We start from the raw sequence: 16,481 nt of genomic DNA, 5'->3' as shown, positions 1-16,481 counted from the left end.
AAAGGAGTTTTAAAACTCAACTATTATTTAAAGTAATAGTTTATCGGATTTGTATTTATTTCAGAGAGTAAAATATCGATATTATTTAATTTTTCACGTAAATAATTATGCAATAAATTTTTAGTGAACTGCTCGCTTTCATAATGTCCGATATCTGCCAGAAGAATTTTTCCTTCTGCTTGGAAAAATTCATGATATTTTATATCTGCCGTCACAAAAACATCTGCTCCGGCATTTAACGCGTTTTTTATTGCAAAGCTACCTGCTCCCCCTAGAACTGCTACCTTTTTGACTTGTTTATTTTTTAAATTGGAATGGCGAATACATGAGGTAGGCAAATTTTCTTTAAGATATGATAAGAATTGTTCTTGAGATAATGAGGTTTCCAATTCTCCTATTCTACCCATTCCTAATTCTTGATTTACATTATCTAAAGTGAAAATTTCATAAGCAATTTCTTCGTAAGGATGAGATCTTCGTAATGCTTCCAAAACGGTTGCTTGTTTAAAATCCTCAAATATTACACTAATCAATACCTCTTGTACTTCTTCAATTACATTTTTTTTGCCAATAAAAGGATTAGAATTTTCTGTTGGTAAAAATGTGCCGGTTCCTTCAACTCTAAAACTGCAATTTTTATAATTCCCTACTTCTCCTGCCCCGGATTTAAATAATGCTTGTTGCACTTGGGTAAAATGTGTCAAAGGAACAAATGTTTGCAGCTTTTTAATGCTTCTAATTTTAGGAATTAACGGTTTACTGTTTTTAATATGTAAACGCTTACATATTTCATAATTAACACCTTCTTTAGCTATATCTAAATTCGTATGAATGGCATAGATTGCTATATCATTTTTGATGGCTTTAATAACTGCTTTTTCAACGTAATTTTTACCGGTAATTGATTTCATACCCGAAAAAATTATGGGATGAAAGGTAACAATCATATTGCAATTTTTTTGAATTGCTTCGTCTACTACTTCATCTAAACAATCCAGGGTTATTAAAATGCTTGATATTTCAGCTTGAAGGTCTCCAACTAATAAACCAACATTATCAAAGTTTTCTGCATTGGACTCAGGCGCCAGTTGTTTTAAAAGTTCTGCAACATCTGCTACTTTCATATTTAAATAATTTTTCTTATCAAAGATAAGATAAGAAATAAAATAAGCCAAGAATTTAAGCAATAAAAAAAACTGTCAGTTAAACTGACAGTTTTTTTTATTGTATTTACTTTCTACAAGTATATTATTCTTCTGCAGCAACTCCATCGGAAACTACATCAAAGGAATAGTCATACTCAACGGTTCTGTGTAAACGAATTTTTGCAGTATATTTTCCTAATCTTTTAATAGTATTTCCAGGAATTTTGATGTATTTCTTATCTACATTAACTCCGGCTTTTGCTAATGCTTCTGCTAAGTCTGAATTGTTAATAGAACCGAACAATTTATCTCCGGCACCTACTTTTGCAGGAATAGAAACTACTACTTCTTTTAATTTTGCAACGATATCGTTAGCTGCTTTAACTTGAGCTGCTTCTTCTGCTTCTCTTTCTTTTAAAGTAGCTTCTAATGCTGCTTTATTTTTAGGAGTTGCTAATAAAGCAAATCCTTTTGGTATTAAAAAGTTACGAGCATAACCCGGTTTTACGCTAACCACGTCAAACTCTAGTCCTAAATTTTCAACGTCTTGTTTAAGAATTACTTCCATGATCTCTTTTTTTCTTTAAATTAAGGTTTTAATTGATCTCCAACATATGGCAATAATGCTAAATGTCTTGCTCTTTTAATTGCTTGAGATACTTTTCTTTGAAATTTTAAAGATGTTCCGGTAAGTCTTCTTGGAAGGATTTTACCTTGCTCATTTACAAATTTCAATAAGAAATCAGGATCTTTATAATCAACGTATTTTATACCGTATTTTTTAAAACGGCAATATTTTTTTTCTGTCTTAGTCTCAATATCTAATTGACTTAAGAATTTTACTTCACTGACATTTCCTCCTGCTGCCTGTTTTGCTAATTCATCAATTGCCATGTCTTATTTTTTTAATGATTTAACTTTTTCTTCTCTTTTTCTAGCCCATTCTACCCCGTGCTTGTCTAATTTCACAGTTAAGAATCTTAATACTCTTTCATCTCTCTTGAATGCTAATTCTAATGTATTAACAATTTCTCCGGGAGCTTGAAACTCAATCAGATTGTAAAATCCATTTCTTTTAAGTTGAATTGGATATGCTAATTTTTTTAATCCCCAGTTTTCCTGGTTTACAATAGTTGCATTGTTTTCTTTGAGTAAAGCCTCAAATGATTTAACTGCTTCCTCTACCTGAGAATCAGACAGAACGGGAGTTAAAATGAAAACAGTTTCGTAATGATTCATAGATCAAAATTTTTTAATTATTTTTTTCGAAGTGCAAATATATAGATTTTTATTGGTTTTGCAAAATGAAATCTACATATATGGATCGAAAAAAGTGATACCTATTAGAGTTAGCTAATTTCATTATATTTTCTCAATTGGTTAATTAAACCATATTCAACCTTCTTACTCTATATATAAATAAATTGCCTCTTTAATAAGTTCTTTTTCCACAGAAATATCATAAACTGCTTGTCCTATTTTTTCCAACAAAACAAATTTAATTTCCCGATTCACATTTTTTTTATCGTTTTGCATGAATGAAAAAATATCATCAAAATAGTCTTTCTTGAGATTTAATTTAGGATACAAGGAGGAAATATATAGCTTAATCTCTTCATATTCGGGATAAGAAAGAAAGCCTTTTTTCATGGAAATATAACTTTCTACAATCATTCCCATGGCTACCCCTTCTCCATGCAAAATAGGGGTGTTATTTTCTAAAAAGAAACTTTCTACTGCATGACCTACGGTATGACCAAAATTTAATATTTTCCTTAATCCTGATTCGGTAAAATCATTTGAAACTACTTTCTTTTTTATTTCAATATTAGTTTTTATCAATGGTTCTAAATAATCCGGATTACGATCATCTAAGCGAATTATTTCTTCCCAGTATTTTTTATCTGCAATTAGTCCGTGCTTAATAATTTCTGCAAAACCGCTTAAAATTTGCTCGGTAGGAAGCGTAGTAAGGAAACCAACATCTACGTGGACTAATTGAGGTAAAACAAAGTTACCTATTTGATTTTTATGACTGCCTAAATCAACGCCCGTTTTTCCTCCAATGGAGGCATCCACCATTGCTAAAAGTGTGGTTGGAATATTTATGAAAGGAATTCCTCTCTTGTAACAGTTTGCTACAAATCCTCCCATATCCGTAAGTACTCCCCCTCCAACATTTATCAGCAAGGCTTTTCTATCTATTTTGAGTTCTGTTAAAGCCTCCCATAAATTTATACATATATATAAATTTTTATTATGTTCTCCTGAATCAATTTCCAAAATTTCAATTTCAGCAGAACTTTCAATTTCAGTAATAATTTTCGGGTAGCATACCTCATGCGTATTTTCATCCACCAAAAAAACTATTTTGGAAGGTTGATAGCTTTGAATATACTTATTGATTTCTTTGATTCCTTCAACTCCGTAATATATAGGATTTATAAAATTCATAACTCGTTATGATTGGCTTATTAGTTAGTCATTTCTTCGATTATTTCCTAAAAATATCATGACAAAATAAATTAATTGAGCTAAAGACCCGGCAGCTGATACTAAATAAGTTCTTGCTGCCCATTTCAAAGCATCATTACATTCATCATATTCACCGGGTTGAACGACATGATTATTTTCTAACCACTTTAATGCTCTGTTACTGGCATCATATTCTACCGGTAAGGTGATAAATGCAAAAAGGGTAGTTATGGCAAATAAACCTATTCCAACTCCTAATACAATCGTATTTCCTGAAAACACCATAATAGCTAACCCTGCTAATAATACCCATTGTAGAAATTTAGAACTAATACTAACTATGGGAACTAGTTGGGAACGTAATTGTAACATGGAATATCCAACGGCATGTTGTACGGCATGTCCGCATTCATGAGCAGCAACCGCTGCTGCGGCTGTAGACCGCTGGTTATAAACACCTTCAGATAAATTGACGGTTTTATTTACCGGATTGTAATGATCTGTTAACATTCCGGGAGTTGATGTAACTTTAACATCGGTTATTCCATTATCTCGTAACATCTTTTCTGCAATTTCTTTTCCGCTCAAACCATTGGATAACCTTGTTTTGGAATATTTTTCAAATTTTGATTTTAATTGTCCTTGAACAATCGTACTTACTATGAAAATAATTGCTGTTATTAATAAATAAATGGGATCGTTTACCATAATTGTTTAAATTCTTTATAGACTTATTATTCTTGTAAATTTTAAAATTAATTTATACTAAGTATATTTGCTAAAATTATAACTTTTTAGTTGTAAAACCAAAAAGACTTGTAAATCTAACAGTACATGAACAAAATTAGTATTAACGAGGTTGTCACGAAATCAGATTTAAAAAATTTTGTAACATTTCCAACTAAACTCTATAAGAATAATCCTTATTATGTACCGGCGCTAATTTCTGAAGAAATGGCAATTTTCGACGAAACTAAAAATCCTGTTTTTGAATTTTCAACATGTAAAAAATTTCTTGCCTACAGGGATAATGAAATCGTTGGAAGAATTGCTTTGATTATCAATAAAAATGAGGAAAAATTTTCCGGTATAAAGAAACTACGATTTGGTTGGTTTGATGTTATAGATGATCTTGAAGTTACCAAAAGACTTTTAGATAAAGCTTATGAAATGGCTGAGGAAAAGGGTATTCAACGAGTTGAAGGACCTGTTGGTTTTACTAACCTTGATAAGGCGGGATTTTTAAGTAAAGGATATGATAAATTAGCAACTATGATTGGTATTTATAATTTTCCTTATTATCATGATCATTTTAAAAAATTAGGTTTTACTGAAGCTAATGAATGGGTTGAATTTTACATTGAAGTAGTTAAAGAATTACCGGATAAAGTCATTCGGTTCTCCGACTTATTAAAGCAAAAATATAAACTAAAATCTCTACAGTTTAAAACGAAAGATGAATTAATTGAGCGAGCGGACGAAATTTTTAAATTGTTAGAAGATACTTACAAGGTTTTACCTACTTATGTTCCCTTTTCAGATAAGCAAATACAATATTATAAGGAAAAATACATTCCATTTATAAATAAGGATTATGTAATCTGTATTGCAGATGAAAGTAATAATTTAGTGGGTTTTGCCATAACCATGCCTTCCTATTCAGTAGCCTTACAAAAAGCGAAAGGGAAATTATTTCCTTTCGGATGGTATCATTTACTTAGAGCTTCCAAAAATAATGAATGGGCTAATTTTTATTTGATAGGAATCCATCCCGATTATCAAAAGAAAGGAATTACTGCCATTGTTTTGAAAGAATTCTTTGATTTATTTAACAATAAAGGAGTTAAATATTTGGAAACTAATCCTGAATTAGCAGATAATAAAAGTATTCAATTATTATGGAAGGATTATAATCCTATTAATCATAAAAGGAGGAAAACATATTATAAGGAAATATAATATTTTCAATTTATTTGAAATTTTACCAAAGGTAATTCTGAATTATAATAATTATGAAAAATTATTAACGTTTACGGATCAATTAAGCTTGTAATATACCTTTAAAATTTTTTGGGATAAATAGTTTTCGGGTTAGTATTGATATACAATATTAGTATAGTAGATTAAATTATAAAATAAAAAACAGTTCGAAACGTACGCTTCGAACTGTAAATTATACTTAAAAATATTTGACAATTATTCTGCCTTAATATCATTTACAATACTGGCATGTAGAAATTCTCTGTTCATTCTGGCTATATTTTCAAGAGAAATTCCTTTAGGACATTCAACCTCACAAGCTCCTGTATTGGTGCAGTTACCAAATCCTTCTTCATCCATTTTTCTAACCATATTTAATACCCTGCGGGTAGCTTCTATTTTACCTTGAGGTAATAATGCATATTGAGAAACTTTAGCAGAAACAAACAACATGGCTGATCCATTTTTACAAGTAGCCACACAAGCTCCACAACCAATGCAAGCGGCTGCAGCAAATGCTTTATCTGCTTTTTCTTTTTCAATTGGTATCGCATTGGCATCAATTGTATTTCCTGAAGTATTCACAGAAACAAATCCTCCGGCATGTTGAATTCTGTCAAATGCAGTTCTATCAACAATTAAATCTTTAATTACAGGAAAAGCTGCTGATCTCCAAGGTTCAATAACAATAGTGTCACCATCATTAAACATTCTCATGTGTAATTGACAAGTGGTTATTCCTCGATCCGGACCATGAGCCCTTCCATTTATATATAGTGAACACATTCCGCATATTCCTTCACGACAATCATGATCGAATGCAACGGGTTCTTTATCTTGTTCTACTAATTGCTCATTTAGCATATCTAACATTTCTAAAAATGAACTTTCAGTAGATACTCCTTCTAATTTATATTCTTCAAATTTTCCTTTTTGTCCCCTACCTGCTTGTTTCCAAACTTTTAGTGTTAGGTTTAATAATTTTCCTGCCATTTTTTTATTTTTATTTACAGGTTATTTATAATTTCTTGCTGCTATTTTAATGTATTTGTAATTTAGATCTTCCTTATGCAGAATTTCTTTATTTAAATCTTCACCATTATACTCCCAAACGGCTACATAAGAATATTCTTCATCATTACGCAGCGTTTCACCGTCTTCTGTTTGGTATTCAATTCGGAAATGTCCTCCGCATGATTCATTTCTATTTAATGCATCCATGGCCATCAATTGACCTAATTCAAGGAAATCTGCCACTCTACCCGCTTTTTCAAGTTCCATATTAATCGTATTATCGGAACCCGGTACTTTAACATCTCTCCAAAATTCTTTTCTGATTTCTTCTATTTCAGAGATTGCTTCTTTTAATCCTTTTTCATCCCGAGCCATACCTACTTTGTTCCACATGACACGACCTAATTTTTTATGGAAATAATCAACGGTTTTAGTTCCTTTATTGGTTAGAAAATGTTGAATTCTATCTTTGACTTGTTTTTCAGCTTCTACGAATTCCGGTAAGTCTGTTGATATCGGTCCGGTACGTATATCATCGGCTAAATAGTCAGCAATAGTATACGGCAAAACAAAATACCCATCGGCTAACCCTTGCATTAAGGCTGACGCTCCTAAGCGGTTAGCTCCATGATCAGAGAAATTAGCTTCACCCGTTACAAAACAACCGGGAATGGTACTCATTAGGTTATAATCAACCCAAATTCCTCCCATTGTATAGTGTACTGCAGGATATATTTTCATTGGAGTTTCGTATGGATTATCACCCGTAATTTTTTCATACATGGTAAATAAGTTTCCATATTTTTCTTCAACTACTTTTTTTCCTAATTTAATAATTTCTTCTTGTGATGGATTGTGAATATCCAGCTCATTTGCTTTTTCTTTACCATATTTTACAAAAGATGAAGAAAAATCCAAATAAACTCCTTCTCCTGTAGCATTATTTTCGATTCCGTATCCTGCATCACATCGTTCTTTTGCTGCACGTGAAGCCACATCTCTTGGAACTAAATTTCCAAAAGCCGGATATCTTCTTTCCAAATAGTAATCCCTGTCTTCTTCAGCTATTTCAGTAGGTTTCAATTTTCCTGCACGTATAGCTTGTGAATCTTCAATTTTTTTAGGTACCCAAATTCGCCCGTCATTTCTTAAAGATTCTGACATTAGGGTTAATTTGGATTGTTGATCACCATGAACCGGAATACAAGTTGGGTGAATTTGTGTAAAACAAGGATTACCAAAGGCGGCTCCTTTTTTATGTATTTTCCAAACTGCTGTTCCATTCGATCCCATGGCGTTGGTAGATAAGAAAAATACATTTCCGTATCCTCCCGATCCAATAACAACCGCGTGAGCAGAGTGTCTTTGTATTTCTCCGGTAACCAGATCTCTGGCTATTATTCCACGAGCTTTTCCATCAACCACTACTAGATCAAGCATTTCATGTCTATTAAACATTTGTAAACGCCCTTTACCTATTTGTCTGTTCATTGCGGAATAAGCGCCTAATAATAGTTGCTGTCCGGTTTGTCCTGCTGCATAAAAGGTTCTTTGTACCTGTGTACCCCCGAATGATCGGTTATCTAATAATCCTCCGTATTCTCTTGCAAAAGGTACTCCTTGTGCCACACATTGGTCTATGATTGAATTGGAAACTTCAGCTAGTCTGTATACGTTTGCTTCTCTCGCTCTGTAATCTCCTCCTTTAATTGTATCATAAAATAATCTGTAAACGCTGTCGCCATCATTTTGATAATTTTTAGCTGCATTGATCCCTCCTTGAGCTGCAATGGAGTGCGCACGTCGTGGAGAATCTTGATAACAGAAAGCTTTTACATTATACCCCATCTCTGCTAACGATGCTGCTGCTGCACCTCCCGCTAATCCTGTACCTATTACAATTATATCTATTTTTCCTCGGTTATTGGGCGCAACCAAACGCATATGATCTTTATGATTTTTCCATTTTTCATGGATATCTCCTTCCGGTATTTTTGATTCTAATTTTATACCCATAATAGTATTTTCTTAAAATAATTTAAATTAAACCATTGCCTTTGAAGTAAAAATAAATTGCAATTGCGGCAAATCCAACTGCGATAAATATAAAATATGCTTTTCCCAGTATTTTAATAACAGGAGTATAAATTTTATGATTAAATCCTACTGACTGGAAAGAAGATGCAAATCCGTGACTTAAATGCAATCCTAAAAATATAAAAGCCAAGACGTATATTAAGGTATATACCGGACTTTTAAATAATTCTGTCACTAATAAATAATCATCTCCTACCGTACCGAATTTAATGGGAACAAAATAATTATAAAGGTGTAATAATAAAAATATTAAAATTAACAACCCTGTATAAATCATAGTTCTTGAATTAAAAGGAGTGTTTGCTGAAAACTGATTTACGGCATAACGTTCTTTTCCTCTTGCTTTTTGATTTCTGGAGGTTAATATAATACCTAAGAAGATGTGATAGATAAAGCCAAAAGCCAGTACATATTGCATGATCTGGATTAAGGGATTAGTTGCCATAAAATGTGACGCCTGATTAAAAATCACTTCTTCTTTAGGCAATAATTTTCCTTCATTATCTGTATTACCTGCAAATAGAGTTAAATTTATTCCTAAATGCACCAGTAAAAAAATCATGAGAAAAAAGCCTGTTAAAGCCATCATAAACTTTCTTCCTATGGAGGAAGAGTAAAATCTTGTCATAATACTTTAATGTTTAATTTTGGAATACAAATTTAAAAAACGTCTAACCCTGTGTGTTATGACTTATATCACCTTTCGTTCTTTTAGAATGCATCTAAATAATTTATTTCATCCGAATATAATTGTATATAAAAACAAAAAAACTATCTCTTTCTAAAAGAGATAGTTTTACTATTATTGTAAATAATTATAAAATTATTGTGGCAATCTGAATGCTACGGGTACTCTAAAATAAGATCTTACCGGTTGATTATTTACTTTGGCCGGAGTCCACATTTTACTGGTTTTCTTAATAGCTGCAATAGCTACTTCATCTAACCCGTCACCCAATTTTTTACCGGCAACCTGAACATCGGTTACGCTACCGTCTTTTTCTACCACGAAACGTACGGTTATTTTCCCTTCAGTTCCATTATCTATTGCTCGATCTGTATATTCCATATAACGGGCAATAAATTTACTCACTTCTTTCAATCCTCCTCCTTTAAATTCGGCTTCTTGATCTACTTGAGTAAATACTTTGTTAGGATCTGCTGGAGGGATTGGCGGTGGTGGTGCCGGTGGTACATCATTTTTAGGTCCATGAGATATGGCTGCATCTGTTGTATTTTTTCCCTCTTTATCTTCTAATCCAATTGCCTTGTCTTTGGTATCTTGAACTTTAGGAACGGTTTCTTCTTTAACCACAACCTTTTTAGGTTCAGGGATAACCATTTTTACTTGAGCTACTTCATCTTGCTGCACGGGTGGTGGCGGTGGCGGTTCATCTTTAGGTTCAAAGATTTCTTCTTTTTCCTCTTCAGGAGTTTGTATATCCGTTAATTCAATATTTACCGCCTTTTGTACTTCTCCGCTGTTAGCTTGCCATCTGTTATAAAAATATAATAACAAAACGAATGCAATAAAGATAGCCGTTCCTATAATAAATGCTCTTGTCAGATATTTTCTTTCTGTATTTCTTATCCAATAGGCTCCATAGTCTTTATTTTTATGTTCAAAAACTATGTCGTCTAAGGACTTCATATTATTTTCTGCCATTCTTTTAATTTTTCGTTAGTTATTAACTTTTTCTTTATATACTGCTTTTTCTTTTGAAGAAAGCTCTTTAATTCCGTATCGATCAGAATTAGTAATTTCCATTTCATCTAATATATCCACCAAGTTCTTATAACTTGAATCATCGGTAGGTTTTATAATTACAGTGAATTTATTTTGATCTGCTTGTTTCTGAGCTCGTAATATTTCTTTACGTATTCCTTCTTTTGAATAGTCGGATTCTATCAGAGTGGAAGCATTTAAATCCTGTTGTTCCTGTTGATGCCAATATATTTTATCGTCTTTTCCTAAAATTATAGTTAACGAATTCTTTGTTTTAATTTCAGGAATATTAGAAGGGGGGATTTCAACCTTGGGTGGCATGTTTAAATGCATGATATTGGGTTTACTGAATGTGGTTGTAAACATGAAAAATGTAATTAAAAGGAAACCTAAATCACACATCGGTGCCATATCCACATTAAGGTTCATTTTTTTAGCCCTTACCTTTCCATCCCCTTTTCCACTATTACTTGTATCTACGCCTGCTGACATATTTTTCTTTTTCGTTAATGGGTTAATTTAATTACATTATTCCGGTTTACTTTCGGCTGACGTAATTAATTGAAATTTATTCATATTCTTCTCCTGTAATCTAGATAAAAGATTTTTAAATACAGGATATTGCGTATTAACATCACCTTTGATCCCTAAGTCTAATGAATCGCCATTTTTCTTAGCTATTTCTCTAGCTTCAAAAACCCAATCGGTAATTTCAGGTTTTGCACTGTCTGCAGGTATTCCCTGAACTTTTACAGATTCTCTTTGTCCTTCCGGAATATTTAAATATTGCTTAAGACCGGTTATTGATACCCCGAAATCCGTTAATTTTTTAAATTCGCTTTTTTCTCTATCCGTAAAATTGATGCCATACTTCTTTCCCATTGCATCGAGCAATTGAACTTTGTATTTTTCCTCATCCATTGAGAAATAGTATTTTCCATCTGAAGTTATAGATATCTTCATCATTCCATGATCTCTGACTTTAATTTGAGATATAGATGAAGGCGGATCAATGGTTACCGTTTCTTTAGGCTTAAATTGTGTTGTCAAGATAAAGAACGTTAACAGCAACCACGCCAAATCACTCATTGGCGTCATATCTATGTGTATCCCGTGTCTTTTTGGTTTAACTCTTGCCATATTATTTTTTAAGTTTTTAAAATAATTTTTAATCTTATCTTTTTAATTTTCTTTACTCTTTAAAGAAAATTAGAAACTTAATTAATGGTGAGCAGAAAAAGACTGTTGAATACTTAAACCTATTTCATCAATTTTGAAAGTTAAAGTATCTATTCTTGATGTAAAATAGTTATAAGCAATTATAGCAAGTGCTGAAGTACCAATACCTAATGCAGTATTTACTAAGGCTTCAGATATACCTACTGATAAAGCAGCTGCATCCGGAGACCCACCTCCTTCACCTAATGCAAAGAATGCTTTGATCATACCGATTACGGTTCCCATTAAGGCAACTAATGTACCGATTGATGCTATTGTTGCTAAAATAGTCATATTTTTCTCAAGCATTGGCATTTCCAATGAGGTAGCTTCTTCTAATGTTTTGTTTAATGAAACTAATTTTTGTTCTTTATCTAAAGTTGTATCATTAGCTAATGCTCTATATGAAATTAACCCTTCTTTTACTACATTTCCTATAGAACCTTTTTGTTTATCACATAATGAAATGGCATTATTGATATCGTTTTTATCTAATAATACACGGATATCATTTACAAATTTTGTTAAGCTGTCTGTTCCTTCCGCTTTTCCAATGATAAAAAATCTTTCAATTGAAAATACGATAACCATAAGTAAAAAGGAAATCAAAAAAGGAACAATCACACCCCCTTTATGGATAATACCCATAAACGTTTTAGGGTCGCTATCGGTAGTATCACCTTTAAAGTTTGAAGGTGCACCTAGTACAAAGTGATAAATGCATTCTCCTATAGCTATTAAAATAATGATCGTAATAAAAGGATTTAATCCTCCTACTCTAGTCTTTGAATTTGTTTGGGTTAATTGTTGTTTTTCCATCTGATATATAAATTAATTTTTTAACTATTCGTAAAAATATCACGTAAAATAAATACAAAAAAATTAACTAAGCAATAATTTTTATCTAAGTTTTACTAGATATTATTAACATTCTTCCTTCATTAATCGAACTATATTTATTTTAAGAATATTGATTTCACAAAAAATCTTAGCAGCCGTTCTTAGTTATATATTATTTTAATAATAAATTTATATTCTAACTGCTTTTGGCACTAATATTTCATAATCTCCGTTATATCTCATTATTTCTCTTACAATGCTTGAACTTATGAAAGATTTTCCGGATGATGTTAAAAAGAATACGGTTTCTACAGATTTTTTTGCCAATGTGCGATTGGTATGTGCTATTGCTTTTTCAAACTCAAAATCTGCTGGATTTCTAAGACCTCTAATAATATAAGGAGCTTTTCTTTTTGCACAATAATCAATCGTAAGCCCATCAAAAGAGTCAACTTCTACATTAGGAAATATTTTAACTGTCTCACGTATCCATTCCATTCTTTTTTCTAAGGGAAACATATATTGTTTATTGGAATTATTTCCTATGGCAACAATAATTTTATCAAATAATGGGACAGCTCTTTCAATTATATTTGAATGTCCTAAGGTAATTGGATCAAAAGAACCAGGAAATACTGCTACTCTTTCCATGTTTATTTATTTTCAAATCTTTGTAATGCAATTGAAATTTCGTTGTCTAATAATTCCGAAAAATCCAACCCTGCTTGTTTAACTTGTTGTGGAAATATACTGGCCGGTGAGCATCCGGGAGTTGTATTAATTTCTAAGAAATAGGGAGTTCCATCAACTATTATGAAATCTAATCTTGAAAACCCGGTCATATCTAAAGATCTGTATATATGGGCCGCAGCCTCTCTTATTCGTTTATCTTCTTCTTCTGAAATAGGAGCGGGAGTTATTTCTTCTGATGCTCCCAAATATTTGGCTTCGTAATCAAAAAATTCATTTTTGGAAATTATTTCGGTTGTGTTTACTACAACCACTTCTCCTTGATTTTTAAATACTCCTACTTGAACTTCTCTACCTTCTAAATAACTTTCTATCAATACGGCTTTATCTTCTTTAAATGCAAAATCTAAGGCTGTTAAAAAATCTTCCTTTTTTTTCACTTTTGATACTCCTAAACTTGATCCCGACTGATTGGGTTTTACAAAACAAGGCAAACCTACTTCTTCAATAATAGAATCAACATCTATATGATCTCCTTGATTTAAATAAACTGAGTTGGCTACTGAAACATTAAATTTTTTAAGTACGGATAAAGTATCTCTTTTGTTAAATGTTAATGCAGAATTATAAAAAGAGCATCCTGAATAGGGAATATTCAGCAATTCCCAATAAGCTTGCATCAATCCGTTTTCACCCGGATTTCCATGTATTGTATTTAACAACACATCAAAATGGATTTTTTTTTCATTTAACTGAAAACTAAAATCTCCTTTATTTATAGGATATGATTGATCATTTATAATGACATTCCATCCGTCCTTTAAAATGGTTATTTTAAAGACAGTATATTTTGATTTATTTATTTGAGAATAAAAATAATCACCGCTTTTTAAAGAAACGTTACTTTCTTCAGAATAGCCTCCCATTACAATTCCGACTGTCATCATAAAATTTCAATTATTATAATAGTAATTAATTATTTATTGTTATTTAGAGTTAGAACGTACAAAATTAAACATATTTTTAACTAATAAACCATAATATTTTTATTATTTATATATTTGCTTTGTAAAATGTAAGTATGAAATTCTTAAAACTGTTAGGATCTTGGCAATTTTGGGTCAGCATTATTCTAGCTATAGTAATATTTTTTGGACTTTTACAAGGAACCTTTCTATGGTTGAATGCTTACACAAATCACGGTGTTCAAGTGGAAGTTCCTAATTTAAATAATTTAACTCTGGATCAAGCAGTAGTTAAGCTTGAAGATAATGACTTGGAATATGAGATTGATACTTCTAAGTATGATCCTAAATATAAATCATATCAAATTTTAGATATATATCCTCTAATAGGTTCGCATGTTAAAAAAGGCAGAAGAATATTTATCCGAGCCAATGCCAAAACATGGAAACCTGTAACGGTACCTAATGTTATCGGAAAATATAAATATTTAGCTTTCAGTCAATTAGACTTAGTCGGATTAAAAGTTACCGATACGATTTATGAACCAAGTTTGGCAACAAATACGGTTCTAAAATTATTATATAAAGGTAAAGAAGTACAACCGGGTTTAACGTTACCCCGTTTTTCTCCTTTAACTATTGTATTGGCAAAAAGCCTTGCCAAAAATGTTTCCGTACCTAATTTTATTGGTTTAAATGAAGAAACAGCCAAGAAACTGATTACAGAAAACCTGTTTTCAATTGGTAATATAACCTATGATGATCCTGCCAAAACAGAAAACAATCGTGTTTATTATCAAGTGCCTGCTCCTTCATTTATTTATGATCAAGGTCAACCCATAGATTTATATCTTAGTGATAAACCTTTGAGTAGTTTACGAGAAAAGATCAGAGAATTGGATCAAACATTTAACATTCATAAATATTCCGATTCTTTGAACTCTGTTAATTATTCTCATGATATTAATAATTCTTCTAACCATCATCAAAATATTCCTTCTTCTAACGAAACTACTAACACTACTAATAATAGTTCTAACATTCAAGAAAATTCGGCTCAACCTGTTCATCTTCCAAAAGATGATGCTCCGAAAAAACCTAAGAGAGTAATATTGGAATAGTTAGGATAGATTTATAAATATTATGGAAAAGCAAGATATATTAGATACTGATCAGAATAATGATGCGGATGAATTATATGAACATTTTAAAATCACTGTAGACAAAGGACAAGGTTCCGTACGTATTGATAAATATCTTGTAAATTTAATAGAAAATTCTACAAGAAATAAAATTCAAAAGGCTGCTCTTGCCGGTAATGTTTTAGTTAATAATATACCTGTAAAATCTAACTATAAGGTTAAGCCTAATGATATCGTTTCCATTGTTTTAGCACATCCTCCTCGTGATACGAGTATTGTTCCCCAAAATATTCCTATAGATATTATCTATGAAGATGAAGATTTGTTGGTGGTTAATAAGAAAGCCGGAATGGTGGTACATCCCGGATTTGGAAATTTTGAAGGCACCCTAGTTAATGCTTTGGCTTACCATTTTAGTACTCTTCCCTATTTTCAAACAGACTTAGACAAGCGTCCCGGACTAGTTCACAGGATTGATAAAGATACTTCGGGATTATTGGTAATTGCTAAAAATGAATTTGCGATGAATCATTTAGCTAAGCAATTTTTTAATAAGACTACTAAAAGGGTGTATAATGCATTAGTTTGGGGTAATTTTGAGGAAAATGAAGGAACTATAAACGGTCATATAGGACGCGATTTGAAAGACCGTATGCAAATGGCTGTTTTCCCTGATGGTTCTCATGGTAAACATGCGGTAACCCATTACAAGGTTTTAGAAAGATTCCGTTATGTTACATTGGTTGAATGTCAACTTGAGACCGGAAGAACTCACCAAATTAGGGCCCATATGAAATACTTAGGGCATATTCTTTTTAATGATGAAAGATACGGAGGAAACATTGTTCTAAAAGGAACTACTTTCACAAAATATAAACAATTTGTTGAAAATTGCTTTCAAGTTCTTCCGCGACAAGCTTTGCATGCTCGTACCTTAGGTTTCGTTCATCCAAGAACAAAAAAAGAAATGTTTTTTGAATCTGAATTACCTGAAGATATGAAACAGGTGATAGAAAAATGGAGATCTTATATTCATTTCAATACACCGCAATAAATTTTAGGTAAATTGTTAATTTGGTATTTTTAAATCAATTTCATAAAAATTATAAGTGTTTTATACAATTTTACGTCTTTTAATTGGTATATATTTTATATAAATAACCATTTTTTATTGGAAAGTAATTTCATT

At 31.6% G+C, this 16,481-nt stretch carries 18 protein-coding genes; 3 read left to right on the top strand and 15 right to left on the bottom strand.

Annotated elements, in window-relative coordinates:
• Nucleotides 1–23 precede the first annotated feature (23 nt).
• From G8C41_RS03430 to G8C41_RS03405, 6 genes are all read right to left on the bottom strand, one after another.
• A complete protein-coding gene (locus tag G8C41_RS03430) occupies nucleotides 24–1,124 on the bottom strand; it encodes a Nif3-like dinuclear metal center hexameric protein (RefSeq protein ID WP_166006110.1) in 1,101 nt (366 codons plus the stop codon).
• 124 nt (nucleotides 1,125–1,248) lie between these two features.
• Nucleotides 1,249–1,713 (bottom strand): 50S ribosomal protein L9, encoded by a 465-nt coding sequence (rplI, locus tag G8C41_RS03425; RefSeq protein WP_105297734.1) that lies wholly within the window; start codon nucleotides 1,711–1,713, stop codon nucleotides 1,249–1,251.
• A gap of 20 nt (nucleotides 1,714–1,733) precedes the next feature.
• Nucleotides 1,734–2,039, bottom strand: a complete 306-nt coding sequence (gene rpsR, locus G8C41_RS03420; RefSeq protein WP_055425972.1) for a 30S ribosomal protein S18 — start codon at nucleotides 2,037–2,039, stop codon at nucleotides 1,734–1,736.
• A 3-nt stretch (nucleotides 2,040–2,042) separates the two neighbouring features.
• Nucleotides 2,043–2,384: a 30S ribosomal protein S6 gene (gene rpsF, locus G8C41_RS03415; RefSeq protein WP_105297735.1), complete on the bottom strand. Its 342-nt coding sequence runs from the start codon at nucleotides 2,382–2,384 to the stop codon at nucleotides 2,043–2,045.
• Nucleotides 2,385–2,549: 165 nt separating this feature from the next.
• Complete coding sequence (gene aroB / locus G8C41_RS03410; protein WP_166006109.1) at nucleotides 2,550–3,599, bottom strand: 3-dehydroquinate synthase; 1,050 nt, start codon at nucleotides 3,597–3,599, stop codon at nucleotides 2,550–2,552.
• Between the two features lie 24 nt (nucleotides 3,600–3,623).
• A complete protein-coding gene (locus tag G8C41_RS03405) occupies nucleotides 3,624–4,328 on the bottom strand; it encodes a zinc metallopeptidase (protein ID WP_166006108.1) in 705 nt (234 codons plus the stop codon).
• 126 nt (nucleotides 4,329–4,454) lie between these two features.
• Here G8C41_RS03405 and G8C41_RS03400 point away from each other — a divergent pair, with 126 nt between their 5' ends.
• Nucleotides 4,455–5,579, top strand: coding sequence for a GNAT family N-acetyltransferase (locus G8C41_RS03400; RefSeq protein WP_160566317.1), 1,125 nt, complete (start codon nucleotides 4,455–4,457; stop codon nucleotides 5,577–5,579).
• A gap of 237 nt (nucleotides 5,580–5,816) precedes the next feature.
• On the opposite strand, the gene G8C41_RS03395 is transcribed toward G8C41_RS03400, so the two are convergent.
• The 9 genes from G8C41_RS03395 to G8C41_RS03355 all read right to left on the bottom strand — a co-directional run bounded on the left by G8C41_RS03395 (nucleotide 5,817) and on the right by G8C41_RS03355 (nucleotide 14,129).
• Nucleotides 5,817–6,593 carry a succinate dehydrogenase/fumarate reductase iron-sulfur subunit gene (locus G8C41_RS03395; protein ID WP_105297739.1) on the bottom strand — a complete coding sequence of 259 codons (777 nt, stop codon included), beginning with the start codon at nucleotides 6,591–6,593 and terminating at the stop codon, nucleotides 5,817–5,819.
• Between the two features lie 21 nt (nucleotides 6,594–6,614).
• On the bottom strand, nucleotides 6,615–8,630 hold the full coding sequence (locus tag G8C41_RS03390) for a fumarate reductase/succinate dehydrogenase flavoprotein subunit (RefSeq protein ID WP_160543225.1): 2,016 nt from the start codon (nucleotides 8,628–8,630) through the stop codon (nucleotides 6,615–6,617).
• Between the two features lie 22 nt (nucleotides 8,631–8,652).
• On the bottom strand, nucleotides 8,653–9,339 hold the full coding sequence (locus G8C41_RS03385; protein WP_160543224.1) for a succinate dehydrogenase cytochrome b subunit: 687 nt from the start codon (nucleotides 9,337–9,339) through the stop codon (nucleotides 8,653–8,655).
• A 195-nt stretch (nucleotides 9,340–9,534) separates the two neighbouring features.
• Nucleotides 9,535–10,377 (bottom strand): energy transducer TonB, encoded by an 843-nt coding sequence (locus G8C41_RS03380; protein ID WP_160543223.1) that lies wholly within the window; start codon nucleotides 10,375–10,377, stop codon nucleotides 9,535–9,537.
• Nucleotides 10,378–10,392: 15 nt separating this feature from the next.
• Nucleotides 10,393–10,929 (bottom strand): biopolymer transporter ExbD, encoded by a 537-nt coding sequence (locus tag G8C41_RS03375; RefSeq protein WP_105297742.1) that lies wholly within the window; start codon nucleotides 10,927–10,929, stop codon nucleotides 10,393–10,395.
• A 36-nt stretch (nucleotides 10,930–10,965) separates the two neighbouring features.
• On the bottom strand, nucleotides 10,966–11,577 hold the full coding sequence (locus G8C41_RS03370) for an ExbD/TolR family protein (protein WP_105297743.1): 612 nt from the start codon (nucleotides 11,575–11,577) through the stop codon (nucleotides 10,966–10,968).
• Between the two features lie 81 nt (nucleotides 11,578–11,658).
• On the bottom strand, nucleotides 11,659–12,474 hold the full coding sequence (locus G8C41_RS03365; protein WP_160543221.1) for a MotA/TolQ/ExbB proton channel family protein: 816 nt from the start codon (nucleotides 12,472–12,474) through the stop codon (nucleotides 11,659–11,661).
• Between the two features lie 210 nt (nucleotides 12,475–12,684).
• Nucleotides 12,685–13,146, bottom strand: coding sequence for a pantetheine-phosphate adenylyltransferase (gene coaD / locus G8C41_RS03360; protein WP_105297745.1), 462 nt, complete (start codon nucleotides 13,144–13,146; stop codon nucleotides 12,685–12,687).
• Nucleotides 13,147–13,148: 2 nt separating this feature from the next.
• A complete protein-coding gene (locus G8C41_RS03355; RefSeq protein WP_166007663.1) occupies nucleotides 13,149–14,129 on the bottom strand; it encodes a D-alanine--D-alanine ligase in 981 nt (326 codons plus the stop codon).
• 137 nt (nucleotides 14,130–14,266) lie between these two features.
• Between G8C41_RS03355 and G8C41_RS03350 the strand changes: the two genes are divergently transcribed.
• Entirely contained in the window at nucleotides 14,267–15,271 is a 1,005-nt protein-coding gene (locus G8C41_RS03350) for a PASTA domain-containing protein (protein ID WP_166006107.1), read from the top strand.
• 22 nt (nucleotides 15,272–15,293) lie between these two features.
• The gene (locus G8C41_RS03345; RefSeq protein WP_166006106.1) at nucleotides 15,294–16,346 is read left to right on the top strand and encodes an RluA family pseudouridine synthase; all 1,053 of its coding nucleotides are present in this window, start codon (nucleotides 15,294–15,296) and stop codon (nucleotides 16,344–16,346) included.
• Nucleotides 16,347–16,481: the final 135 nt, after the last annotated feature.

It is taken from the genome of Apibacter sp. B3706 (assembly GCF_011082725.1).
In the GTDB taxonomy this organism is placed as follows: Bacteria; Bacteroidota; Bacteroidia; order Flavobacteriales; family Weeksellaceae; genus Apibacter.
This window is presented reverse-complemented; position numbering and strand designations above follow the sequence as displayed.